At 63.7% G+C, this 23284-nt stretch carries 23 protein-coding genes; 10 read left to right on the top strand and 13 right to left on the bottom strand.

Going from position 1 to position 23284, the window contains the following annotated elements:
* Positions 1-61 precede the first annotated feature (61 nt).
* Both hyi and gcl read right to left on the bottom strand, forming a co-directional pair.
* Positions 62-871 (bottom strand): hydroxypyruvate isomerase, encoded by an 810-nt coding sequence (gene hyi / locus HV744_RS07830; RefSeq protein WP_175148951.1) that lies wholly within the window; start codon positions 869-871, stop codon positions 62-64.
* Positions 872-1005: 134 nt separating this feature from the next.
* Positions 1006-2781: a glyoxylate carboligase gene (gene gcl / locus HV744_RS07825; protein ID WP_175148950.1), complete on the bottom strand. Its 1776-nt coding sequence runs from the start codon at positions 2779-2781 to the stop codon at positions 1006-1008.
* Between the two features lie 159 nt (positions 2782-2940).
* On the opposite strand from gcl, the gene HV744_RS07820 reads away from it, so the two are divergent.
* The 10 genes from HV744_RS07820 to HV744_RS07775 all read left to right on the top strand — a co-directional run bounded on the left by HV744_RS07820 (position 2941) and on the right by HV744_RS07775 (position 10734).
* Positions 2941-3855: a LysR family transcriptional regulator gene (locus HV744_RS07820; RefSeq protein ID WP_175148949.1), complete on the top strand. Its 915-nt coding sequence runs from the start codon at positions 2941-2943 to the stop codon at positions 3853-3855.
* A 143-nt stretch (positions 3856-3998) separates the two neighbouring features.
* Entirely contained in the window at positions 3999-4742 is a 744-nt protein-coding gene (locus tag HV744_RS07815; RefSeq protein ID WP_175148948.1) for an RNA polymerase sigma factor, read from the top strand.
* Positions 4732-5667, top strand: coding sequence for an anti-sigma factor family protein (locus HV744_RS07810; protein ID WP_175148947.1), 936 nt, complete (start codon positions 4732-4734; stop codon positions 5665-5667). The genes HV744_RS07815 and HV744_RS07810 overlap by 11 nt, the downstream gene beginning before the upstream one ends.
* Positions 5668-5959: 292 nt before the next feature.
* The gene (rpsF, locus tag HV744_RS07805; protein WP_175148946.1) at positions 5960-6334 is read left to right on the top strand and encodes a 30S ribosomal protein S6; all 375 of its coding nucleotides are present in this window, start codon (positions 5960-5962) and stop codon (positions 6332-6334) included.
* Positions 6335-6384: 50 nt separating this feature from the next.
* On the top strand, positions 6385-6684 hold the full coding sequence (gene priB, locus HV744_RS07800) for a primosomal replication protein N (protein WP_121318445.1): 300 nt from the start codon (positions 6385-6387) through the stop codon (positions 6682-6684).
* Between the two features lie 2 nt (positions 6685-6686).
* The gene (gene rpsR, locus HV744_RS07795) at positions 6687-6962 is read left to right on the top strand and encodes a 30S ribosomal protein S18 (RefSeq protein WP_007182109.1); all 276 of its coding nucleotides are present in this window, start codon (positions 6687-6689) and stop codon (positions 6960-6962) included.
* Positions 6963-6989: 27 nt separating this feature from the next.
* Positions 6990-7442: a 50S ribosomal protein L9 gene (gene rplI, locus HV744_RS07790; RefSeq protein ID WP_175148945.1), complete on the top strand. Its 453-nt coding sequence runs from the start codon at positions 6990-6992 to the stop codon at positions 7440-7442.
* 134 nt (positions 7443-7576) lie between these two features.
* Positions 7577-8962, top strand: coding sequence for a replicative DNA helicase (locus HV744_RS07785; RefSeq protein WP_175148944.1), 1386 nt, complete (start codon positions 7577-7579; stop codon positions 8960-8962).
* A 150-nt stretch (positions 8963-9112) separates the two neighbouring features.
* Positions 9113-9724 carry a DUF47 domain-containing protein gene (locus HV744_RS07780; protein ID WP_175148943.1) on the top strand — a complete coding sequence of 204 codons (612 nt, stop codon included), beginning with the start codon at positions 9113-9115 and terminating at the stop codon, positions 9722-9724.
* The gene (locus HV744_RS07775) at positions 9724-10734 is read left to right on the top strand and encodes an inorganic phosphate transporter (protein ID WP_175148942.1); all 1011 of its coding nucleotides are present in this window, start codon (positions 9724-9726) and stop codon (positions 10732-10734) included. The genes HV744_RS07780 and HV744_RS07775 overlap by 1 nt, the downstream gene beginning before the upstream one ends.
* 18 nt (positions 10735-10752) lie before the next feature.
* Here the strand turns inward: HV744_RS07775 and HV744_RS07770 are convergent, their stop codons facing one another.
* From HV744_RS07770 to HV744_RS07720, 11 genes are all read right to left on the bottom strand, one after another.
* The gene (locus HV744_RS07770; RefSeq protein ID WP_175148941.1) at positions 10753-11559 is read right to left on the bottom strand and encodes an SDR family NAD(P)-dependent oxidoreductase; all 807 of its coding nucleotides are present in this window, start codon (positions 11557-11559) and stop codon (positions 10753-10755) included.
* A 183-nt stretch (positions 11560-11742) separates the two neighbouring features.
* Positions 11743-12717 (bottom strand): C40 family peptidase, encoded by a 975-nt coding sequence (locus tag HV744_RS07765; protein WP_175148940.1) that lies wholly within the window; start codon positions 12715-12717, stop codon positions 11743-11745.
* Between the two features lie 202 nt (positions 12718-12919).
* Positions 12920-14767, bottom strand: coding sequence for a PhoH family protein (locus tag HV744_RS07760; RefSeq protein ID WP_175148939.1), 1848 nt, complete (start codon positions 14765-14767; stop codon positions 12920-12922).
* A 347-nt stretch (positions 14768-15114) separates the two neighbouring features.
* The gene (locus tag HV744_RS07755; protein WP_175148938.1) at positions 15115-15576 is read right to left on the bottom strand and encodes a peroxiredoxin; all 462 of its coding nucleotides are present in this window, start codon (positions 15574-15576) and stop codon (positions 15115-15117) included.
* Positions 15577-15714: 138 nt separating this feature from the next.
* Entirely contained in the window at positions 15715-16608 is an 894-nt protein-coding gene (locus HV744_RS07750; RefSeq protein WP_175148937.1) for a polysaccharide deacetylase family protein, read from the bottom strand.
* Between the two features lie 10 nt (positions 16609-16618).
* Positions 16619-17665 (bottom strand): bifunctional UDP-4-keto-pentose/UDP-xylose synthase, encoded by a 1047-nt coding sequence (locus HV744_RS07745; protein WP_175148936.1) that lies wholly within the window; start codon positions 17663-17665, stop codon positions 16619-16621.
* Positions 17662-18597: a formyltransferase gene (locus tag HV744_RS07740; protein ID WP_175148935.1), complete on the bottom strand. Its 936-nt coding sequence runs from the start codon at positions 18595-18597 to the stop codon at positions 17662-17664. The genes HV744_RS07745 and HV744_RS07740 overlap by 4 nt, the downstream gene beginning before the upstream one ends.
* Complete coding sequence (locus HV744_RS07735) at positions 18594-19637, bottom strand: glycosyltransferase (RefSeq protein ID WP_175148934.1); 1044 nt, start codon at positions 19635-19637, stop codon at positions 18594-18596. Before HV744_RS07735 ends, HV744_RS07740 begins: the two co-directional genes overlap by 4 nt.
* 6 nt (positions 19638-19643) lie before the next feature.
* Positions 19644-20795, bottom strand: a complete 1152-nt coding sequence (locus HV744_RS07730; protein WP_175148933.1) for a DegT/DnrJ/EryC1/StrS family aminotransferase — start codon at positions 20793-20795, stop codon at positions 19644-19646.
* Between the two features lie 268 nt (positions 20796-21063).
* Positions 21064-21435: an SMR family transporter gene (locus HV744_RS07725; RefSeq protein ID WP_175148932.1), complete on the bottom strand. Its 372-nt coding sequence runs from the start codon at positions 21433-21435 to the stop codon at positions 21064-21066.
* A gap of 25 nt (positions 21436-21460) precedes the next feature.
* Positions 21461-23182 carry a glycosyltransferase family 39 protein gene (locus tag HV744_RS07720; RefSeq protein ID WP_175148931.1) on the bottom strand — a complete coding sequence of 574 codons (1722 nt, stop codon included), beginning with the start codon at positions 23180-23182 and terminating at the stop codon, positions 21461-21463.
* Between the last annotated feature and the right edge of the window lie 102 nt (positions 23183-23284).

Genomic DNA, 23284 nt, shown 5'->3' with positions numbered 1-23284 from the left:
GCCTTCGGGGCGAGAGGCGCGCGATAGGCGCCTGCTTCGCTCGTTGCGTCTGATGCGCCGCTCAGGCGGCGGCGTGTGCCGCGCCGCGGGCTTGTCCTGCCACGCTTTGCACCCAGCCGAGACCGGCCGTGGTAGTCGTGCGCGGCTTGTACTCGCAGCCGACATAACCGTCGTAGCCGAGCGAGTCGAGCAGCGCGAACAGGTACGGATAGTTGATTTCGCCGGTGCCGGGTTCGTTGCGGCCCGGGTTGTCGGCGAGCTGGATGTGCGCGATCTGCGGCAGGTTCTTTGTGATCGTCGCCGCGAGTTCGCCTTCCATCCGCTGCATGTGATAGATGTCGTATTGCAGGAACAGATTGTCCGAGCCCACCGCGCGAATCACGTCGAGGCCTTCGCCCGAACGGTTCAGCGCGAAGCCAGGAATGTCGTATGAATTGCACGGCTCGACTAGCAGCTTGATGCCGGCCTTCTTCAATTCGCCCGCCGCGAAACGCAGGTTGTCGACGATCGTCGCGCGCGCCTTGTCCGCATCGACGCCTGCCGTTGGAATGCCGACGAGGCAATTGAGCTGCGGCACCTTCAGCGCGCTCGCGTATTCGATTGCACGGCCGACGCCTTCCTGGAACTCGCCCACGCGATCCGGCAGACACGCGATGCCGCGCTCGCCCGCTTCCCAGTTGCCCGCGGGCAGATTGTGCAGCACCAGCTTCAGGCGGTTCTGCTGCAGACGCTCGCGCAGTTCAGCGATCTGATACGGATACGGAAACAGGAATTCGACGGCGTCAAAGCCCGCGTCCGCCGCCGTTGCAAAGCGGTCGAGGAACGGGACTTCGTTGAACAACATGGTGAGATTTGCTGCGAATTTCGGCATGGTGCGTTTGTCTCTCTCGGGTCGGTCAGGGGAATAACTTCGTGACGCGCGTGGCGAAGCGATCGGGCAGCGCGCCGTTGCGACGCTGCCCATCTCGCTCACGTGATGCTGATTTCTTCAGCGCGTCCGGACGTTCAGTCGAGCATGCTGATCGCGGTCGGCGCGTCTTCGCGCTTCGCGGCCAGTTCTTCGAACTCGTTGATCGCATCGATCTCGGTGCCCATCGAGATGTTGGTCACGCGTTCGAGAATCACTTCGACGATCACCGGCACGTCGAACTCCGCGAGCATCGATTGCGCTCTTTGCAGCGCGGGCTTCAGTTCTTCCGGCTTGAACACGCGGATCGCCTTGCAACCCAGACCTTCGGCGACCGCGACGTGATCCACGCCGTAACCGTTCGTTTCCGGCGAGTTGATGTTCTCGAAGCCGAGCTGCACGCAGAAGTCCATCTCGAACGCGCGCTGTGCCTGGCGGATCAGCCCGAGGTACGAGTTGTTGACGACCACATGCACATACGGCAGCTTGAATTGCGCGCCGGCCGCCAGCTCTTCGATCATGAACTGGAAGTCGTAGTCGCCCGACAGCGCGACGATCGGCCGTTGCGGATCGGCGGCACGCACGCCGAGCGCCGCCGGAATCGTCCAGCCGAGCGGGCCGGCCTGGCCGCAGTTGATCCAGTTGCGCGCCTTGTAGACGTGCAGGAATTGCGCGCCGGCGATCTGCGACAGACCGATCGTGCTCACGTAGCAGGTGTCGCGGCCGAACACCTGGTTCATCTCTTCATACACACGTTGCGGCTTCATCGGCACGTTGTCGAAGTGCGTCTTGCGCAGCATGGTCCGCTTGCGTTGCTGGCAATCGGCGACCCATGCGCTGCGGTCCTTCAGCTTGCCGGCGGCCTTCCATTCCTGCGCCACTTCGACGAACAGTTCGAGCGCGGCTTTCGCGTCCGACACGATGCCCAGATCCGGGCCGAACACGCGGCCGATTTGCGTCGGCTCGATGTCCACATGCACGAACTTGCGGCCCTTCGTGTAGACCTCGACGCTGCCCGTGTGACGGTTCGCCCAGCGGTTGCCGATGCCGAGCACGAAGTCGGAGGCGAGCATCGTCGCGTTGCCGTAGCGGTGCGAAGTTTGCAGACCGACCATGCCGGCCATCAGCGGATGGTCATCGGGAATCGCGCCCCACGACATCAGCGTCGGGATCACCGGCACGCCGACGGTTTCAGCAAACGTCACCAGCAGGTCCTCGGCCGCTGCGTTGAGCACGCCGCCGCCCGACACGATCAATGGCTTGTCGGCATCGTTGAGCATCGTCAGCGCGGCTTCGATCTGCTTGCGTGTCGCCTTCGGCTTGTAGACCGGCAGCGGCTCGTACGTTTCGATGTCGAATTCGATTTCGGCGAGCTGCACGTCGATCGGCAGATCGACCAGCACCGGACCCGGCCGGCCCGAGCGCATCAGATGGAACGCCTGCTGGAACACGCGCGGCACCAGCGCCGGTTCGCGCACGGTCACGGCCCACTTGGTGACCGGCTTGGCGATCGATTCGATATCGACCGCCTGGAAGTCTTCCTTGTACAGACGCGCACGCGGCGCCTGACCCGTGATAGCGAGAATAGGGATTGAATCGGCCTGCGCGGAGTACAAACCGGTGATCATGTCGGTGCCGGCAGGGCCGGACGTACCGATGCACACGCCGATGTTGCCCGGCTGCGCACGCGTATAGCCCTCGGCCATGTGCGACGCGCCTTCGACGTGGCGCGCCAGCACGTGGCTGATGTTGCCCGCTTTGCGCATGGCCGAGTAGAACGGATTGATCGCGGCACCCGGCACGCCGAATGCGGTATCGATGCCTTCTTTTTCGAGCACCAGCACGGCTGCGTCGACGGCTCTCATCTTGGCCATGAATGTCTCCTCAATGTCTGGAAATAGGGCGAATAAAAGTTGTTGAGAGCAACTGTAGGCCCGACCTAAAGGTTTGATAAGATCAGTCAGGGTCGCTTATTCCGAAACAAAAAGTATGGAATGTCGTGAGACGTGACTTGCGGCCCGCAGGAGACAACCATGGATCGCTTCAAACAGATCGAAACCTTCGTGCGGGTCGCGGACGCCGGCAGCCTCGCGGCGGCCGCGCTGGAGGAGGGGGTGTCGCCGGTGATACTCGGGCGCCGCATCGATGCGCTGGAAAAGCGCCTCGGCGTGAAGCTGATGTACCGCTCGACGCGGCGGCTGGTGGTCAGTGAAGACGGCACCGCGTTTCTGGAACGCTGCCGGGGCCTGCTCACCGAGTGGGACCAGGCGGAAAACGAACTGAGCGCCGGCCGGCGCGCGGTGAGCGGTCACCTGATCGTGTCGGCGCCGGCCGCGTTCGGCCGCAAGCACGTCGCGCCGCTCGCGCCTGCTTTTCTCGCCGACAAACCGGAGTTGCAGGTGTCGTTCAATCTGACCGACCGGGTCGTGGACCTGGTGCGCGAGGGTTATGACCTGTCGATCCGCATCGGCGGCTCGGTCGATCCGAACTTCGTCGCGGTGAAACTGGCGTCGAACCGGCGCGTGGTGTGCGGCACGCCCGACTATTTCCGCCGGCACGGCAAGCCGAAAACGCTCGAAGACCTGCCGCGCCACAACTGTCTCGCGTTCAATCTGCAGGGTGGGCAGAACCGCGGCTGGTATTTCCGCCGTAATGGCAAGCTCGCGACGGTGCGTGTGGGCGGCAGGCTCGACTGCAACGACGGCGAACTGCTGCATCGTTGGGTCTCCGAAGGACTCGGGCTCGGCTGGCGCTCGACGTGGGAAATCCAGCAGCAACTGGCGCGCGGCGAGCTCGAAACCGTGCTCGACGAATACGCGCTGCCCGACTACGACATTCTCGCGGTCTACCCGCAGCAGCGCTATGTGCCGGCCAAGGTGCGCTATTTCATCGATTATCTGAAAGAGGTGTACGCGAGCAAGGATTACTGGAATCGTCCGTCTTACTAGCGGGCGGTTTTGCGCCGGGTTTTTGCGCGCTTTTTCAGATCCGTGCCCGCAGCGGGAATAAACTCGGCTGGTGTCCGGTTATGCCGTGAGAGGGACATGACGACGAGCCGTGCAGCATAGCCGCAATGCCTTGGAGGGCCGAGGTGGTCCAAACCGATTCAGACGCCGCCGCGCGCGGGCGAAGCGAAACCGACGCAGCCAGGAGCCGCCGTTTTCAGCAGCTCGCGCTGCCGCACCTCGATGCCGCGTACAACCTCGCGCGCTGGCTGTGCGGCAATACCAGCGACGCGGAAGACGTGGTCCAGGAAGCCTTCCTGCGCGCATTCCGGTTCTTCGACACGTTTCGCGGCGACTCCACGCGGCCGTGGCTGCTGGCGATCGTGCGCCGCACCTGGTACACCGAATGGCGGCGGCGCGCGTCGCCGCACGAAATGCTCGAATTCGACGACACCATGGACGACGCCACCTTCGACGGCTGGAGCACAGGCGGGGCGGATCCGCAGGCGCTGCTGATCCGCGACGAGGATACGAAGCTGGTGCACGAGGCGCTGGCGTTGTTGCCGGTCGAGTATCGGGAGGTGCTGATCCTGCGTGAGCTCGAAGAGATGGGTTATCGGGAGATCGCGGCGGTGGCCGACCTGCCGATCGGCACGGTGATGTCGAGGCTCGCGCGCGGGCGTCGCAAGCTGGCCGCGCTGCTGATGGCGAAGCAGGGGGCGGGCTCGCCGGCGTGCGGCGACCCGGCGGCGCGCGCCGGATCGTCTGCCGCCGGCAAGTCGGCCGCCGCAAATGTCACACCGCTCCGGGCGTCCGCCAACGGCCGGCCACTCAACGCCCCCGGCGCAAGCGCCGCGGGCTCCGCACAGGAGACGCCAGATGGACTGTAACGAAGCGCGGCCGCTCCTCGATGCGAACGCCGATCATGAATTGCCCGCGCCGGAAGCCCGGCGCGTCCAGCAGCATATCGAGAGCTGCGACGCCTGCCGGCGCGAAAGCAAGAACCTGCGGGTGTTGAGCGATGCGCTGCGCGCAGCGCCTTATCATCGGGCACCGCAGTCGCTGCGGGACCGGATTGGCGCGGGGTTGCCGCAACTGGACGAGCCGGTTGCCGAGCGTGGGCCGCCGGTTGCAAACGTCAAGTTTCCGCCGCGCGAGCGTGCGCGGCGGGGCTGGCTCGATCGCTGGCTGGATGGCTGGCGCTCTGCGCAAGGCGGCTTCGGCGGGCCGAGTGCCGCGGGCGGCTCGAACGGCGTGCTGGCGCGCGGCTGGCTGGCGGCGCTGGTCGTCGCGTTGGGCGCGGTGGCGGCGGGCGTGGCGTTGAACCTGCACCGTCCCGCGGATGTCTCGCCGTTCGCCGACGAACTGGTGGAAAGCCACGTGCGCGCACAAGTGTCGGGGCGCGACATCGATGTGATTTCGACCGACCGGCACACGGTCAAGCCGTGGTTCAACGGCCGGCTCGACTATTCGCCGCCGGTCGAGGATCTCGCGGCGAGCGGCTTCCCGCTGCAAGGCGGGCGACTCGATTACCTCGCGCATCAGCGGGTGGCGGTGCTGGTCTACCGGTACGGCAAGCACGTGATCGACGTGTATGTCTATCCGCAAGCCGGCTCCGGTGGCACGGGCCGGAATACGGTCGGCGCCGCGCCGGCGACGCTGGGGCGGGACGGCTACTCGATCGCACACTGGAATACGGAAGGCATGACCTGGTGGGCGATCTCGGACGCCGCGCCCGATGCGCTGAGCGGTCTGGAAGCGGCGCTGAAGGCACGCCTGCAAAGCGGCAGCGAGCGTACGGAAGGCGGCTCTTAGGTTGCTCAGCCGGGTGCTCCGCGCCCCTGAACGGTCGACGAATGGTGCGAGCGGGGGGCGGGAAGGCGTGGTGCGGGTCGGCCGCGACTGGCCGGCCCGCTTTGGGCTCCCGCACGAAATGCCTTGCGGCGGCGCGGCCAGCTCCAGCCTAAACCCTTGAAAACACAACCGATTCGTGTGTCGCCGTCACGCAATATCTTGCAACCCGGCCCCAATCGGGTTACACTCTTTGGCTTCTCACTTGCCACACCGGTTCCGACGCCCGGGTGGCTTTAATCCACAAGGAGTGAATATGCGTCATTACGAAATCGTATTTATCGTGCACCCGGATCAGAGCGAGCAAGTGTCCGCCATGATCGAGCGTTACAAGTCCACGATCACGTCGCACGGTGGCCAGATCCACCGTATTGAAGACTGGGGCCGTCGCCAACTGGCCTACATGATCGAGAAACTCGCGAAGGCTCACTACGTCTGCATGAACATCGAATGCGACCAAACCACGCTCGACGAGCTGGAACACGCATTCAAGTTCAACGACGCTGTTCTGCGTCACCTGATCGTCAAGATGAAGAAGGCCGAAACCGGCCCGTCGCCGATGATGAAGGAAGTGCAGCGCGAAGAAGCCAAGAAGTCGGCTGCTACGCAACCGTCCGAAGCGCAGGCTTAAGACACACTATTTAAGCTACCAGAACAGAGCGTCGCGCTCGCCAAGGTTACATGAATCGGCTGCAACTCACGGCCAGCGTCGTCGAACGCGAACCGGTGCGGTACACCCCCGCCGGCGTTCCGATTGCAGGCTGCACGTTGCAGCACCGCACGGAAGTCGTCGAAGCCGGCATCGCCCGGCAAGTCGAACTGACCATGCAGGCGGTGGCCGCAGGCGAGGCGAGCGGTAGGCTGGAAAGCTGTCCGATGGGCGTGGAAACGCTCTTCACCGGCTTCCTGGCGAAAAAGCACCGCAACGCAAGAACTCTGGTATTTCACATCACAGCATTGCAGGACATTGGAAAGGACTGAACATGCCCCGCCCGACTGGTAAGAAATTCGACAAGCGTCGTCAGCAACAAAATCCGCTCTTCAAGCGCAAGAAGTTCTGCCGTTTCACGGCCGCTGGCGTCGATCACATCGACTACAAGGACCTCGAAACGCTGAAGGACTTCATCGGCGAAAACGGCAAGATCACGCCGGCGCGTCTCACGGGTACGAAGTCGCACTATCAACGCCAGTTGGACACGGCAATCAAGCGCGCACGTTTCCTCGCGCTGGTGCCGTACACCGACCAGCACAAGGCCTAACCCGACGACGCGATAAGGAGCATCCGAATGCAAATCATTCTTCTGGAAAAAGTCGTCAATCTGGGCAACCTGGGCGATATCGTTAAGGTTAAGGACGGTTACGCACGTAACTTCCTGATCCCGAACAAGCAAGCTCGCCGTGCAACGAAGGAAGCCCTGGCTGAATTCGAAGTGCGCCGCGCAGAACTCGAAAAGATCGCCGCTGAAAAGCTGGCTGCCGCTCAAGCTCAAGGCGAAAAGCTGGCAGGCTCGACGGTTCAGATCGGCCAGAAGGCTGGCGTCGACGGCCGTCTGTTCGGCTCGGTGACGAACGCCGACATCGCTGACGCACTGGTCAAGCAAGGCTTCGCAGTGGAAAAGGCGCAAGTGCGTCTGCCGGAAGGCCCGCTGAAGCTGGTCGGCGAACACCCGGTCCAGATCTCGCTGCACACCGACGTTCTGGTCGATGTGACGGTGGCTGTGATCGGCGAACACGTCTAAGCACCATGTAGCATTTGCTAGCACGTTGCTGGCGAAGGGCAGGGGCCGGGTAACCGGCCCCTGCTTTTTTTGTGCCCGTTTTTTTTCGTTTTCGCGCTCGCCGCCGTCGCCCGATTACCCGATAATCCCTCTCCATGAACGCACCGTCCAAAGATCCCCAACTCGAGTCGCTGAAAGTCCCGCCGCATTCGATCGAGGCCGAGCAATCGGTGCTGGGCGGCTTGCTGCTCGATAACGCGGCATGGGACCGCATCGCCGACTTCCTGTCACAGAGCGACTTTTACCGCTACGACCACCGCATCATCTTCGAGCACATCGGCAAGCTGATCGCGGCCACGCGTCCGGCCGACGTGATTACCGTGTACGAGGCGCTCGGCACCTCGGGCAAGGCGGAGGACGTCGGTGGTCTCGCGTACCTGAACGCACTGGCGCAAAACACGCCGAGCGCGGCCAATATCCGCCGCTATGCGGAAATCGTGCGCGATCGCGCGGTGCTGCGCCGGCTGGTTTCCGTGGCCGACGAAATCTCGGCCGACGCGTTCAACCCGCAGGGCAAGGAAGTCCGGCAGTTGCTGGACGAGGCCGAATCGAAGGTGTTTTCGATTGCCGAAGACGGCGCGCGCGGCACCCAAGGGTTCCTCGAAATCGGGCCGCTGCTCACCGAAGTGGTCGAACGGATCGACACGCTGTATCACACCGCCAATCCGAGCGATGTGACCGGCACGCCGACCGGTTTCGTCGATCTGGACCGCATGACCTCCGGCATGCACGGCGGCGAGCTGATCATCGTCGCGGGCCGTCCGTCGATGGGTAAAACGGCGTTTTCCATGAACATCGGCGAATACGTCGCGGTCGAGTATGGCCTGCCGGTCGCCGTGTTCTCGATGGAAATGCCGGGCTCGCAGCTCACGATGCGTATGCTCGGCTCGGTCGGCCGGCTGGATCAGCACCGCATGCGAACCGGGCGTCTGACCGACGAAGATTGGCCGAAGCTCACGCACGCGGTGCAGAAAATGAGCGAGGCGCAGATCTTTATCGACGAAACCGGCGGTCTGAACCCGATGGAATTGCGCTCGCGCGCGCGCCGGCTGTCGCGCCAGTGTGGCAAGCTCGGTTTGATCATCATCGACTACCTGCAGCTGATGAGCGGGTCGTCGACCGGTGAAAACCGCGCAACCGAAATTTCGGAAATTTCGCGTTCGCTGAAGAGTCTCGCCAAGGAGCTCGACGTGCCGGTGATCGCGTTGTCGCAGCTCAACCGGGGCCTCGAGCAGCGTCCGAACAAGCGGCCGATCATGTCGGATCTGCGCGAATCCGGCGCTATCGAGCAGGACGCGGACGTGATCCTGTTCATTTACCGTGACGAAGTCTACAACCCGGACAGCCCGGACAAGGGCACGGCGGAGATTATCATCGGTAAGCAGCGGAATGGTCCGATCGGGCCAGTTCGGCTCACGTTCCATGGCCAATTCACGAAGTTCGACAATTTTGCCGGCGCGCAGAATTTCTACAGTGAGTAAAGGGATACGTTAAGCGCCTGTTGTAACGGCGCTTTCAAAAGTGCCGCAACGGCCCCGCAACGGTGCAATATGGCAGTTTTATGTCAGCCATAATGTGACCAATTTTCGGGATCCCAATGCTCGGTCGTTTCATGCCCACCGAGCGGTTTCATGCCCACCGAGCGCAAGTTCTTTGAAATTTTCAATGCGCACGCAACGTGCATCGTCTCGGCGAGCCGCGAACTCGAGCTGCTGATCGACAATCTGCAAGACGCGGAAACCCATAAGCAAAACGTGCAAAAAGCCGAGAAGGCCGCTGACAAGCTCACGCACGAAGCCATCGACCTGCTGCACAAGACCTTCATCACGCCGCTCGACCGCGATGAGATCCACAAGCTGATCACCACGATGGACGACATCCTCGATTTGATGGAGGACGTCGCCACCGCTATCTCGCTGTACGACGTGCAGGCGGTGACCTCTGAAGCCAGCCAGTTGGCGCACATCTGCACGGCGACTTCCGGGCGCGTGCAGTTCGCCGTCAGCCTGCTGTCGGACATGAAGCAGGCCAGCCAGATCCTGAAGGCCTGCGAGGAAATCGACCGTCTGGAATCGGAAGCCGACCGCGTGCTGCGCTCGGCCATGTCGAAACTGTTCTGCGAAGAAGACAACGTCAAGACCCTGATCAAGCTGAAAGCGATTTACGAATTGCTCGAAACGATCACGGACAAGTGTGAGGATGTAGCGAACATCATCGAAGGCATCGTGCTGGAAAACGCATAATGCAGTCGATACAACTTGCAATCTGGGTCGTCGCCGGCCTGGTCGCTGTCGCGCTGATTTTCGACTTCATGAACGGCTTTCACGACGCGGCGAATTCGATCGCCACGGTCGTTTCCACCGGCGTGCTGAAACCGCAGCAGGCGGTGGCTTTCGCGGCGGCATTCAACGTCATCGCGTATTTCGTGTTTCACCTGAAGGTGGCCGCGACCGTCGGCCGGGGCACGATCGATCCCAACATCGTCGATCACTACGTGATTTTCGGCGCACTGGCCGGCGCGGTCGGCTGGAACATCATCACCTGGCATTACGGCATTCCTTCCAGTTCGTCGCATGCGCTGATCGGCGGGCTCGTGGGCGCCGCGCTCGCGAAGTCGGGGTGGGGCTCGCTCAACATGGACGGCCTGCTGAAGACGGTGGCCTTCATCTTCATCTCGCCGCTGCTGGGCTTCGTGCTCGGGTCATTTTTCATGCTGGCGGTGTCGTGGATGTATTTCCGCACGCCGCCGAGCAAGGTCGACCGGCGTTTCCGGCGTCTGCAACTGGTGTCGGCGGGCTTGTACAGCCTGGGCCACGGCGGCAACGACGCGCAGAAAACCATCGGCATTATCTGGATGCTGCTGATCGCGACCGGCTTTGCATCGTCGTACGCGGACGCGCCGCCGCTGTGGGTGATCGGAGGCTGCTATCTGTCGATGGGCCTCGGCACGCTGTTCGGCGGCTGGCGGATCGTCCGCACCATGGGCCAGAAAATTACCAGGCTCAAGCCGGTCGGCGGTTTTTGCGCGGAGTCGGGCGGGGCAATCACGCTGTTTACCGCTTCGTGGCTCGGCATTCCGGTGTCCACCACGCACACGATTACCGGCGCGATCGTCGGCGTCGGCGCGACGCAGAAGCTCAGCGCGGTGCGTTGGGGCGTGGCCGGCAACATCGTCTGGGCGTGGGTGTTGACGATTCCGGCCGCCGCGGTGCTGTCCGCGGCGGGTTGGTGGTTCGGGCACCACTTCCTGTAATGTGTAAGCGCGCCGCATTCAGATCAGCGGCGCGCTGCCCCCATCCATCGGGACTATCGCGCCCGTCACATAGCTCGCGCGGCGGCTCGCCAGAAACAGCGCGACGTCGGCAATCTCCTCCGGTTTTGCATAGCGTCCGAGCGGCACTTTGGCCTGTCCGCGCGCCAGCGCGTCCGCGTTCTCGATGCCTTGCAGCACCGCTTCCAGCTTGACTGCTTCCTCGACGCGCTCGGTCAGCGTCGCCCCAGGGTTGATCGCGTTGATGCGGATGCCGTAGCGCGCGTAGTAGTGGGCGAGGCCGACGGTGGCGAGCATCAGTGCGGCATTCGCGGCTCCGCCGGCGATATGGATATCGCTCGCGATCTTGCCGCCCATGCCGATGATGTTGACGATCGTGCCGGGTTCGGCGCCGCTGCCGGCTTTCGCGCGCTCGGCCATGCGGCGCAGGACTTCCTGCTGCGGATAGATGTAGGGGAAATATTTCGCTTCCATGGTCGCCCTGAACGCGTCGGCGTCGAGCGTTTCCGGGTCATAGCGGCGCGCCGCGCCGGCGCTGTTGATCAGCACGTCGATCGGACCTACCGCGGTGCTGACTTCCTCGACGATGTCGGCGGCGCTGTGCGGTTCGTGCAGATCGGCGCGGGTCCGGTGCACGTGAAAACCTTCCTGCTTCAACTGCTCGTAGGCGCGCGCGAGATTGGCGGGGTCGCGCGAGACGATCGCGACTTTCGCGCCTTCCTGCGCGAACGCCCGGGCGCAGGCGAACCCGATTCCCTTGCTGCCGCCCGCGATCAACACCACCTTGTCTTTCAGCCCGAGATCCATCGTCACCACCCGCTGTCGGAAGAATACCGATGACGATAGCAGATCGGCAGCATTGCTGTGACGCGCTGGCCCTTTGATGCGGCAGAGGAACGCTGGGTGGCGTGGCGGGGCGTGTCGGCGGCCTGTTTTGCGTTCTGTTTGCCGGACGCCTCGGCGACGGCCCTGCGCGCGGCGACTGCCGCGTCAGAAGTTGCCGTTGGCGAAGCGGGCGATCGGATCGTCGTTGGTCTGCGTGGGAGCGGGCATGCCACGCGAGGAGGTCGAGGCTCGCATGATTTGCACGCCGCCATTTGTTTCGGCTTGCTGAGCCTGAGCCTGAGCCTGCTGGGCCTGACGTGTGGCCACCGATGCGGGCGGTGGCGGCTCGAACGCATCGGCGGCGGCGTCGATGGCGTCAGGCGCGTGAGAGACCGCGGTCTGCGGAACCGCGCGGGCGGCTGTCGCAGGTTGAGCCGGTGAGCCAACGGTGGCGTCAGACGCGCTTGCCTGTGCAGTGGGAATCGGCGTCGTCGCCGTTGCGCCCGCATATGCCGGCGCTGTCTGCGCCCCCGGGGCGACGCGCTCCGGCTGCGGCGCCGCAGCCTGATAGCTCGGCGTATCGAATGGTGCGGGTGCGGCAGCCGGCCCGGCCACGCGGCGAATGCCGTCGAAGCGCCTGGCCCAATAAGGGTTGGTCAGATAGTCGAGCCGCACCGTGCCGCCGGTCGATGGCGCGTTGACGAAGCGTAGTTTGCCCACGTAAATGCCGACATGCGAATGCGCGCGCCCCGTCGTATTGAAGAAAATCAGATCGCCTGGCGCAATCCCATCCGGTTCGATCGATTCGCCGCGCTCGCTGATATCGGCCGTGGTGCGCGGCAGATTCACCGAAGCGGCGCGCAACACCACATAGCGAACCAATCCGCTGCAATCGAAGCCGCTATCGGGCGTATTGCCACCCCAGCGGTATGGAATGCCGACCAGACTCATCGCCTGAATCGAGATTTCCTCGCGGCCTATGCTGTGATCGACGAAATTGGGAAAGCCGGGCGGCGGCGCATGATACCCGCCGTTCGCCACGACGTTCGAGCCGCCGGACCCGCGCGACGTCTTCTGCGGCGCGCCGGCGCAGGCGGCGAGCAACAGGACGGTCAGCAGCGAAAATGCGAGTCGGCACATTGAAGACGAGGGCGAGCGTTTAACTCGTTGACTGGCGGACGATGTCCGGATAGTAGCCGTGGAACATGGCTCGGGCAAGAATTGTTGATAACTTACTTCAAGTTCGTGCGCTAAGTGTTGCCCATCGGGGACGCCGGGCCAATAAAAAAGCCGCGTCCGGAACACCGGGCGCGGCTTCGAGGTGAAGCTAACTCGCTGAAACTTAGAGAATTTCCGACGCGTAATCGGCGAGGCGCGAGCGCTCGCCGCGTGCCAGCGTCACGTGCCCGCTGTGCGCCCAGCCCTTGAAGCGGTCGACCACGTACGTCAGCCCCGAACTGCCTTCAGTCAGGTACGGCGTATCGATCTGGGCGATATTGCCGAGGCAAATGATCTTGGTGCCCGGACCCGCGCGCGTGACCAGCGTCTTCATCTGCTTCGGCGTCAGGTTCTGCGCCTCGTCGATGATCAGGTACTTGTCCACGAACGTCCGGCCGCGCATGAAGTTCATGCTCTTGATCTTCAGACGCGAGCGGATCAACTCCTGCGTCGCGGCGCGGCCCCATTCGCCGGCGGCGTCGTCGGTCTTCTGCAGCACTTCGAGGTTGTCGTCGAACGCACCCATCCACGGCTGCATCTTTTCCTCTTCCGTGCCCGGCAGAAAGCCGATGTCTTCGCCGACCGGCACCGTCGCGCGCGTCACGATGATCTCGTTGTAGCGCTTGTCGTCGAGCACCTGCGCGAGACCGGCGGCGAGCGCGACCAGCGTCTTGCCGGTGCCGGCCTGACCCAGCAGCGTGACGAAGTCGATTTCCGGATTCATCAGCAGGTTCAGCGCGAAGTTCTGCTCGCGATTGCGCGCCGTGATGCCCCACACGTTGTTCTTGTGGTGGCCGTAATCGCGCAGTGTTTGCAGCAGCGCCGTCTTGCCGTTCAGCTCGCGCACCAGCGCATGAAAGGTCGGCTCGCCGTTTTGCGGCTCCAGATAGACGAATTCGTTGACCAGCATCGACGCGCACAGCGGACCCGTCACCCGGTAGTACGTGGTGCCGGTTTTGGTGTCCTGCCAGCTCTCCATGCCCTTCGCGTGCCTGGTCCAGAAATCCTGCGGCAGCGCGCGGATGCCCGAATACAGCAGGTCGCTGTCCTCGAGCACCTGGTCGTTGAAGTAATCTTCGGCGGGCAGGCCGAGCGCATGCGCCTTGATGCGCATGTTGATGTCTTTCGACACCAGCACGACCTGGCGATCCATCCGGTCGCGCTGCAACGCGCGCACGACGCCGAGGATCTGGTTATCGGCCTTGCCTTCCGGCAGACCTTCCACCGGCTCGATCGCGGTGAGCTTGGTCTGGAAGTACAGACGGCCGGACGCCTCGCGGCTGCCCAGACGTGCGAGCGAAATGCCGTCGGACATGTTGCCGGCGTTCGCCACCAGCGCATCCAGCGTGCGGCTCACCTGACGGGCGTTGCGCGCGACTTCCGACATGCCCTTCTTGTGGTTGTCGAGTTCTTCCAACGTCATCATCGGCAGATAGACGTCGTGTTCCTCGAAACGGAACAGGCAGCTCGGATCGTGCATCAGCACGTTCGTGTCGAGCACGAACAGTTTCTGGACTTCGACCGGTGCGGCAGCCGTGCCGCGTTTCTTGCTGGTGCCGCGCGTGCTGGGCGCGGCGGCAGGCGTACTGGCCTCGGCCTGTTGCGCGCTCGGCGCGCGTGCGACTACCGGCTGCAGTTGAACCGCGGGTGCGGCAGGTTCGCCGTGCGGACGGCCAGCCGGAACCGGCTGCAACAACGCAGCGGTCTGCTTTGTTTTGCGGCCGCGTGCAGGGGCGGCTTGGGCAACAGCAGCGGGCGACGAAGCCGGCACAGGCCGCAAAGTGGTGGCGGCATTGGCGGCATGCGCCATTGGCATGGCGACGTTCGCGCGGCCGTAATCAGCCGACTCTGCGGATTCCCCGACACCGGCCTGTTTCTTCGCGGCGGAGCGCGCCGGGGTGGCGGCTTTGGCCTTGTATTCGTCAGGTGGCAGGAGATTGCCGAGCTTGCTGGGGGGAGTAGGCAAAGGCATGGTTTCCCTCGAATTTATCGGGTCACATATCGTGCGCCGCCTGTCGCATTCTGCCGGTGCCAGTGAATGCGCACGCAGTTTGCGTCCGGAGGCGCGCATTCGGTCTAGAGATGCCGGTTCGCCTGGTCTTCGATCGGCTCCTTGATGCAGGTGCGCGGCCGAGTGAACGAACGGTTGCGCGCAATTAAAAAAGCCGCCGCCCCGGCGTACGGGGCAAGCGGCTCGCCTTCGGTGCTCGCGTTGCGCCTCACGACTCGCACGGACCCGGTAAAAAGGCCGTCAAGTCTGGCGCAGCGGAGAAAAATTTGGGGTGGACAGGCACTCATTGCAACCCAATATAACGCGCCTCAAAGCGCTTGTACAGCCGCCAGAATATCGTCGACGTGGCCGGGCACTTTCACGCCGCGCCACTCCTCACGCAGCACGCCTTCCGTGTCGATGAGGAACGTGGAGCGTTCAATCCCCCGTACTTCTTTGCCATACATTTTCTTCATTTTGATGACATTGAAGAGCGCGCACAGGTTTTCTTCCGGATCCGAGATCAGCGGGAAGGGCAGTTCGAGCTTGGCCTTGAAATTGTCATGCGAGCGCAGGCTGTCGCGCGACACGCCGAGAATTTCCGCGCCCGCCTTCTTGAACTTCGGATACAGATCGCGGAACTGCAGACCTTCGGTCGTGCAGCCCGGCGTGTTGTCCTTCGGATAGAAATACAGCACCACCTTCTTGCCCCGCAGCTTGGACAGCGTGATCTCGCCACCGGTAGCGGGGGCGGTGAAGTCGGGGATGGGTTGGTCGACTGCGATGGACACGAGGTTCTCCGGTTGATATGGCCGGCGCCGAAATGCTACGGTGCCGGCCTGGCGTCGAGGCTGGTGGGGAGATCGGCCTGGGCGCGGCTTGCGCTCGCGCGGTGGCCGGGTCGTCAGGGTTGGCTGCTGATCGGCCGGTCAGGGCTGGACGATCAACTCGCCGGAGCGCCCTGGAATTTCGCCCCACGTAACAGGGTACGATGGCAGCGCGCTGCGGTCTAGCGTGGCGTAGTAATCGCCCATCGTCGCGAAGCTGTGGCCTTGCGCGCGCCAGCCTTCCAGCAGCTGTTCGAAAATCGGTGCGAGCTTTTGTCCTTCGAGTTCCGCGTGCAGCGTGAACACCTGATCGTGCGGATTGTTTTCGGTGTGCTTGAGCATCCATGCGGCGACGTTGTGCAGATCGATACCGTCCACGCCGAGCACTTCGTCGAGCGTGGGCAGCGTGGTGGGCATCTGCACATGCGTGAGCGTCCTGCCGCCGACCACCGGCAGATACGGCGAGTGGCCACGGCCGTCGGAAGCGTACTGCATGCCCCACGCGTCGATCTGTTCGAACGCATGGCCGTTCATTTGCCAGCCGGCCGCACCATGCGTGACCGGCGGCGCGCCGAACACCTCGACGAAACGATCGTGGCTTTTCTGCATCTGCGCCGTGGTCCATGCGCGATCTTTCGAGCGCACGTTGTCCTGCCAGTACACGTGATCCCACGTATGAATGCCGCATTCGAAGCCGGCTTCATGGATCGCGCGCATCTCGGCCGCGGCCTTCGCGCCGATGTCCGGACCGGGCAGCAGCACGCCGTACATCAACTGTTTGACGCCGTAGTGTTCGACTACCGAGGTGCGCGAAACCTTCTTCAGAAAGCCCGGCCGCAACACGCGGCGCATCGCCCAACCGGTGTGGTCGGGGCCGAGGCTGAAGAGAAAAGTGGCGCGTGCCTTGAAGCGGTCGAAGATACGCGCGAGATTCGGCACGCCTTCGCGGGTGCCGCGCAGCGTGTCGACGTCGATCTTCAGGACGATACGAGCCAAGGATCAGCCCTTATTGCTGTTCGACGAGTGCGCGTGCTTCGCCGACATGGCCGCGATACGCTTCGAAAATCTTGCGCAGCGCTTCGTCGAAGGTCGACTTCGGCGCCCAGCCGAGTTCCTGCATCGTGTTGTCGATCTTCGGCACGCGGTTCTGCACGTCCTGGTAGCCCGCACCGTAGTACGCGCCCGACGACGTTTCGACCAGCTGAACCTGCTTCGCGGTCTCAGCGTATTCCGGGAATTCGGCGGCCAGCTTCAGCATCTTGTGCGCGAGCTCACGCACCGAGAAGTTGTTGGTCGGGTTGCCGATGTTGTAGATCTTGCCCGTCGCAACGCCGTCCCTGTTCTCGATGATTTTCATGAGGGCGCCGATGCCGTCGTCGATATCCGTGAACGCGCGCTTTTGCGCGCCGCCGTCCACGAGGCTGATGTTCTCGCCGCGCACGATATGGCCGAGGAACTGCGTGACCACGCGCGAGCTGCCTTCCTTCGGCGTGTAGATCGAATCGAGGCCCGGGCCGATCCAGTTGAACGGACGGAACAGCGTGAAGTTCAGGCCTTCCATGCCGTAACCCCAGATCACGCGGTCCATCAACTGCTTCGAGCACGCGTAGATCCAGCGCGGCTTGTTGATCGGGCCGTACGACAGTTGCGATTCTTCCGGATCGAACTGCTCGTCCGTGCACATGCCGTAGACCTCGGAGGTCGACGGGAATACGAGGTGCTTGCCGTACTTGACGGCCGAACGCACGATCGGCAGGTTCGCTTCGAAGTCCAGTTCGAACACGCGCAGCGGCTGCTTCACATAGGTCGCGGGGGTGGCGATCGCCACCAGCGGCAGGATCACATCGCACTTCTTGATGTGATATTCGACCCACTCCTTGTTGATCGTGATGTCGCCTTCGAAGAAGTGCATCCGCTCATGATTGACGAGGTCGCCCAGACGTTCGGTCTGCATGTCCATCCCGAAGACTTCCCAATCGGTCGTTTCGAGAATGCGTTTGGACAGGTGATGGCCGATGAAGCCGTTCACACCCAGAATCAGGACTTTTTTCATGAATGTCGGGGAGTTTGGATGAGCTGGGCGAATTCGGCCGGGGTGACGACAGTCTCGCTGCCGTCGTGCTGGTACCGCAATTCGTGGATAGTGATCGTGCGGCCGTCGCCGCAGATCGCAAAAACGGCATTATCGCTTACGTGCAGGCCCGCCGGCAAATCCGGGCGCAGCGCGCCAGGTGCCGCGAGACGCGCGCGGGCGACGATGAAACGCCGGCTGCCGAGGTCGGTGAAAGCGCCGGGATAGGGCGGCGCAACCGCGCGGATCAGGTTGTAGACCTGCTGCGCCGGCTGGCTCCAGTCGATGCGGCCATCTTCCGGCTTGCGCCCACCGTAGTAGCTGCCGTGCGCGAGGTCGTTGGGCAGATGCGGCGCTTCGCCCGCCAGCAAGGCCGGCAGCACGCGCCACAGGGTTTGCTCGGCGGCGACCGTGACCTTGTCGAACACTTGCGCGGCGGTGTCGTCGGGCAGGATCGGCACCGGCGTCTGCGCGATGATCGCACCCGCGTCGGGCTTGGCGGCCATTTCGTGCAGCGTCGCGCCGGTCTCGGTTTCGCCGTGGATCACCGCCCAGTTGGTCGGCACGCGGCCGCGGTATTTCGGCAGCAGCGAGCCGTGCATGTTGTAAGCGCCCCGTGCGGCGAGCGCGAGCAGCTCGACCGGCAACATGTGGCGGTAGTAGAACGAGAAGATGAAGTCCGGCCGCGCGGCGCTGAGCGCGGCGCGCAGTTCCGGGCTCTTCGGATCGTCCGGCGTGACGACCGGAATGCCGTGCTCCGCGGCCAACGACGCGACGCTGCCGAACCAGATGTTTTCGTTCGGGTTGTCTTCGTGGGTGACGACCAGCGCCACATCGACGCCGCGCGCGAGCAGTACCTGCAGGCAGCGCACGCCGACGTTGTGATACGCGAATACGACAGCGCGCGGCTTCATGGAGTTGGCCCCTGATTGGTCAGCGGCGCGGCTTGCACCGCCTGCACCACTGTTTGACGCGGCGTTTCGGTCACGGTCGTGCCGTCGCGCTGCTCGAGAATGGTCTGCACCAGATAGCGCGGACGCGCGCGCACCTGCTGATAGATCCGGCCGATGTATTCGCCGAGCAGGCCGAGCGCGAAGATGATCACGCCTAGCAGGAAGAAGGTGATAGCGAACAGCGTGAACACACCTTGCACTTCCGCCCCGATGATGAAGCGGCGAATCAGCAGCAGCACGAACAGCGCCGCGGACCCGAGCGACAGGATCACGCCGATGAACGACAGCCATTGCAGCGGCACCACCGAGAAGCCGGTGACGAGGTCGAAGTTCAGGCGGATCAGCGAGTACAGCGAGTACTTCGATTCGCCGGCGAAACGCTCCTCGTGCGCGACTTCGATCTCGACCGGATTCTGCGCGAACGTGTACGCGAGCGCCGGGATGAACGTGTTGATCTCGCCGCAGCGGTTGATGGTGTCGATGATGTGCCGGCTGTACGCGCGCAGCATGCAGCCCTGGTCGGTCATCTTGATGCGGGTGATGCGCTCGCGCAGCTGGTTCATCGCGCGCGACGCCTTGCGGCGCCACAGGCTGTCCTGGCGCTGCAGACGGATTGTGCCGACGTAGTCGTAGCCTTCACGCATCTTCGAGACCAGCTTGCCGATTTCTTCCGGCGGATTCTGCAGGTCGGCGTCGAGCGTGATGACGATGTCGCCGCGCGATTGCTCGAAGCCTGCGAGAATCGCCATGTGCTGGCCGTAGTTGCCGTTCAGCAGGATCACGCGGGTCGTGTCGGGCCGCGCGCGGAACTGCTCGGCGAGCAGGGCGGCGGATTTGTCGCGGCTGCCGTCGTTGATGAAGATCACTTCATAACCGGTGCCGAGCGCGTCGAGCGCCGGATAGAGGCGCGCGAACAGTGCGGCCAGCCCGGCTTCCTCGTTGTACACCGGGATGATGATCGACACTTCCGGGGTGACGGCGCGATGTTCCGAATAACTCATTTCCGCTTATTTTCCGTATTGTTCGCAAATTTCATTGACCGCGCGGCACACGCGCTCCACGTCGCCCTCGTTCATCAGCGTGAACAGCGGCAGCGTGACGGTGGTCATGCCGAAGCGCTCCGCATGCGGGAACATGCCTTCCTTGAAGCCGCGCGCGCGGTACAGCGAGAACAGGTGGATTGCAGGGTAGTGCACACCCGAACCGATGCCGCGTTCCTTCAACTGGCCCATGAAACCGGCACGGTCGATCGAGAGTTTTTCGAGCGGCAGCGTGATCTGGAACATGTGCCAGTTGCTGTTTTCGAAGTCGGCGAACGGCAGGCCGACGCCCAGTTTCACCGCCGCGCCGCCTTCGAGGTGCGCGAAATAGGCGCGCACGAGCTTCTTGCGCTGTGCGAGGAAGCGCTCAAGATGCGGCAACTGGCCGAGGCCGACGCGCGCGGCGACGTCAGTCAGGTTGTACTTGCCGCCGAGCACGTCGCAGTCCATGCCGTCGAAGCCCGTGCGGGTGATGCCTTGCAGCCGGTACTTCTGGGCCAGCACGGCTTCCTCCTCGTTGTTCAGCACCAGCGCGCCGCCTTCGATCGAGGTCAGATTCTTGTTCGCGTGGAAGCTGAACGAGACCATGTCGCCGAGCTTGCCGATGCGCTCGCCTTTCCACGTGGAGCCGAACGCCTGCGCGGCGTCTTCGACCACGCGCAGCTTGTGGGCGCGGGCGATCGCGTAGAGCCGGTCCATGTCGACCGGCAGGCCGGACAGATAAACCGGGATCAGCGCCTTGGTGCGCGGCGTGATGGCTTTTTCCAGCAGGTCGAGGTCGATGTTGCGCGTGACCGGATCGATGTCGGCGAACACCGGCGTCGCGCCGGTTTCATAGATCACATTGCTGGTCGAGACCCACGAGGCGGGCGTCGTGATGACTTCGTCGCCCGCGCCCACGCCGGCGATGCGCAGCCCGATTTCAAGCGTCGCGGTGCCGGAATTGAACGTGCGCACCGGACGGCCGCCGCAGAACTCGGACAGCGCCGCTTCGAACTTCTGGTTTTGCGGGCCGGTGGTGATCCAGCCGGAGCGCAGCACGTCGGCGACGCCCTGAATCGTTTCTTCATCGATCTCAGGTTTGACAAACGGCAAAAACGGGACTGTTGACTGGCTCATGAATGCTTCGCTCGATTGAAAGGGGCGCAACCCGAAGGGCGCGAAGTAAACCACAAACTACGCGCAAACCCAAGGTTGCGGCTAAAAAGGCGCAACCGCACAGCATACCGCGGCCCACCTTACGTCATGCTTAGCCGAGCGCAGGGTCCGCCTACCGTATCTTGTGCCGGCCGGGTCGCGCCAGTCCGGCGCGGGCAATAAACGGTAAGAAAACGTGTCCTGCGCGTGTCCTGCGCGTGTCCGGCGGCACGCCGCCGGGGCCATCACGCTAGCTGCGCGCCAGCACGAACACGCCGATCAGGATGATGCCGATCCCGATCAGTTTCTGCATCGACAGCACTTCGCCGAACAGATACCACGCCGCGAACGCGTTGACGATGTAGCCCAGCGACAGCATCGGATAGGCGATCGACACGTCCACCCGCGACAGTCCCACCACCCAGACCACCACGCTGATCACATAGCACGCCAGCCCGCCGATGATCGGCGGCTGCGTGGCAAGCCGGAAGCCGATGGGCAGGATGTTCGCACGGGTGAATTCGAAGTGTCCAACGGCATTCGTGCCGGCTTTGAGCAGCAACTGCGCGCCGGCGTTCAGCGTCACGCCGGCGAGGATGCAAAAGAGGGAAAGCGGGTTCATCGAACGATCAGATCCTGAGATGGGGTCATTGTTGTGGTTTTTCCACGGCCGCCGGTGCGTCGGCCGACGCGAGCGGCTTCATCACGACCACCCGGCGCGAATCGCGCGCGATCACCTGCATCGGCAGGCCTTGCTTGACGAGCCGGTCGTAGGTCGGCGGCGGGATCAGCGCGAGCGCGTAGCGCTCGGCCTTCCAGCGTTCGATCCATGCGTCGACCGACGGCACCCATTTCTGCGGCTCGACGGACACGCCGAACGCCAGTTCGTCGGGATGCTCGACCATGATCATCGTGTGGTCGACGTAGAACGGCAGCGTATGGTCGAGCACGCCCACCGAGTAGAACGGCGTATCCGCCGGCAACTTCGCGAGCTGGGCCTTGATCGCGGGCGCGAGCGGCGCGCCGGAGCTGAGGCGGCCGAACACGTCGTGACCCGTGCCGGCGATCGTGCCGAGCAGCAGCCACGCCGCGCCGAAGCAGGCGAGCGCGCCGAGGCTGCCGCTCCGGCTGCGGCGGTTCAGCCACATCGCGCCGAGCGTCAGCACGAACGCGACGGCAAGCGCGGCCAGCACCCAGGTGCGGTATTCGGCGTACAACTCGGCCGGATTGCGCGCGCTGCCGAAGCGCGTCATGAACAGCGCGGCGAACGCGGCGACGACCAGAAACAGCGCGTAGCCGGCCAGATGCCGGCGCAGCTGGTCACGCGTGACGAGCGGCAGATACATGCCGATCAGCAGTGCGATCGGCGGAGCGATCGGCAGCGTGTAGGACAGCAGCTTCGAATGCGACGCGCTGAAGAACAGGAAGATGAAGCCGATCCACACCAGCATCAGCGTCACCGGCGCAAAGCCGTTCGGCTGGCGCGGCGTGCGCCACGCGTGGCGCACGCTTTGCACCGTCACCGAGAGCCACGGCAGAAAGCCCACCAGCAGCACCGGCACGAAGTAATAGAACGGTCCGGGGCGGTTCTGTTCGGGCGTCAGATAGCGCTTGAACTGCTGAACGATGAAGAAGAAGTTCAGGAATTCCGGATTGCGCTGCTGCACCAGCACGAACCACGGCGTGACGATCGCGAAGAACACGATCAGCCCGCCGATCAGGTGCAGGCGCTTCCACAACGCCCAATCGCGCGCGGCCAGCGTGTAGAGCACCAGCACGGCGCCCGGCAGGATCACGCCGACGAGCCCCTTGGACAGTACCGCCAGCGCCATCGAGCCCCAGCACACCCACATCCAGCCGCGCACGCACGACGTCGACAGGTTGGGACGCTGCGCGAGCAGCAGCGCGCACAGCGTCAGCGCCATCCAGAACGACAGGCCCATGTCGAGCGTGTTGAAGTGGCCCATCAGGTTCCAGTACGGCGAGCACGCCAGCACGATCGCCGCGAACACGCCGGTCGCCGCGTTGAACACGCGCGCACCGGTGAAGCCGATCAGCAGCACGCCGGCGAAGCCCGTCAGCGCGGTGTAGAGCCGCGCCTGCCATTCGCCGACGCCGAACCACGCGAACGTGAGCGCATTCGCCCAGGTTTGCAGCGGCGGCTTCTCGAAGTATTTGTAGTCGTTGTAGCGCGGCGTGATCCAGTCGCCGGTGACGAACATCTCGCGCGCCATTTCGGCGTAGCGGCCTTCGTCGCTGGGCAGCAGGTGGCGCCAGCCGAGCGGCACGAACCAGATCACGGCGAGGGCCAGCACCAGCAGCAGGATCGTGGTGCGATTGAGCGGTAGCCTCGACGGCGTATCGTTCATGGATTTCAACCTGTTGGGCGACACCGCGTGGGCGGCGAAGCGATGTTGTCTGGAAATGGCGACCGGTTATGTCCGGGGCGGCCATTCGCGGGGCTCTGCGCG

Source organism: Paraburkholderia ultramafica, assembly GCF_902859915.1.
GTDB lineage: Bacteria > Pseudomonadota > Gammaproteobacteria > Burkholderiales > Burkholderiaceae > Paraburkholderia > Paraburkholderia ultramafica.
Note: the sequence above shows the minus strand (reverse complement) of the source record. Positions and strands in the feature narration are given on the sequence as shown.

Excerpts from the sequence above, each read along its gene's own strand:
- gcl (WP_175148950.1), bottom strand. The coding sequence starts at position 2,781 with ATGGCCAAGATGAGAGCCGTCGACGCAGCCGTGCTGGTGCTCGAAAAA.
- hyi (WP_175148951.1), bottom strand. The coding sequence starts at position 871 with ATGCCGAAATTCGCAGCAAATCTCACCATGTTGTTCAACGAAGTCCCG.
- HV744_RS07785 (WP_175148944.1), top strand. The coding sequence starts at position 7,577 with ATGAACGCACCGTCCAAAGATCCCCAACTCGAGTCGCTGAAAGTCCCG.
- HV744_RS07760 (WP_175148939.1), bottom strand. The coding sequence starts at position 14,767 with ATGCCTTTGCCTACTCCCCCCAGCAAGCTCGGCAATCTCCTGCCACCT.
- HV744_RS07765 (WP_175148940.1), bottom strand. The coding sequence starts at position 12,717 with ATGTGCCGACTCGCATTTTCGCTGCTGACCGTCCTGTTGCTCGCCGCC.
- HV744_RS07745 (WP_175148936.1), bottom strand. The coding sequence starts at position 17,665 with ATGAAAAAAGTCCTGATTCTGGGTGTGAACGGCTTCATCGGCCATCAC.
- rpsR (WP_007182109.1), top strand. The coding sequence starts at position 6,687 with ATGCCCCGCCCGACTGGTAAGAAATTCGACAAGCGTCGTCAGCAACAA.
- HV744_RS07730 (WP_175148933.1), bottom strand. The coding sequence starts at position 20,795 with ATGAGCCAGTCAACAGTCCCGTTTTTGCCGTTTGTCAAACCTGAGATC.
- HV744_RS07820 (WP_175148949.1), top strand. The coding sequence starts at position 2,941 with ATGGATCGCTTCAAACAGATCGAAACCTTCGTGCGGGTCGCGGACGCC.
- HV744_RS07735 (WP_175148934.1), bottom strand. The coding sequence starts at position 19,637 with ATGAGTTATTCGGAACATCGCGCCGTCACCCCGGAAGTGTCGATCATC.
- HV744_RS07780 (WP_175148943.1), top strand. The coding sequence starts at position 9,113 with ATGCCCACCGAGCGCAAGTTCTTTGAAATTTTCAATGCGCACGCAACG.
- HV744_RS07725 (WP_175148932.1), bottom strand. The coding sequence starts at position 21,435 with ATGAACCCGCTTTCCCTCTTTTGCATCCTCGCCGGCGTGACGCTGAAC.
- HV744_RS07810 (WP_175148947.1), top strand. The coding sequence starts at position 4,732 with ATGGACTGTAACGAAGCGCGGCCGCTCCTCGATGCGAACGCCGATCAT.
- HV744_RS07775 (WP_175148942.1), top strand. The coding sequence starts at position 9,724 with ATGCAGTCGATACAACTTGCAATCTGGGTCGTCGCCGGCCTGGTCGCT.
- rpsF (WP_175148946.1), top strand. The coding sequence starts at position 5,960 with ATGCGTCATTACGAAATCGTATTTATCGTGCACCCGGATCAGAGCGAG.
- rplI (WP_175148945.1), top strand. The coding sequence starts at position 6,990 with ATGCAAATCATTCTTCTGGAAAAAGTCGTCAATCTGGGCAACCTGGGC.
- HV744_RS07740 (WP_175148935.1), bottom strand. The coding sequence starts at position 18,597 with ATGAAGCCGCGCGCTGTCGTATTCGCGTATCACAACGTCGGCGTGCGC.
- HV744_RS07720 (WP_175148931.1), bottom strand. The coding sequence starts at position 23,182 with ATGAACGATACGCCGTCGAGGCTACCGCTCAATCGCACCACGATCCTG.
- HV744_RS07770 (WP_175148941.1), bottom strand. The coding sequence starts at position 11,559 with ATGGATCTCGGGCTGAAAGACAAGGTGGTGTTGATCGCGGGCGGCAGC.
- priB (WP_121318445.1), top strand. The coding sequence starts at position 6,385 with ATGAATCGGCTGCAACTCACGGCCAGCGTCGTCGAACGCGAACCGGTG.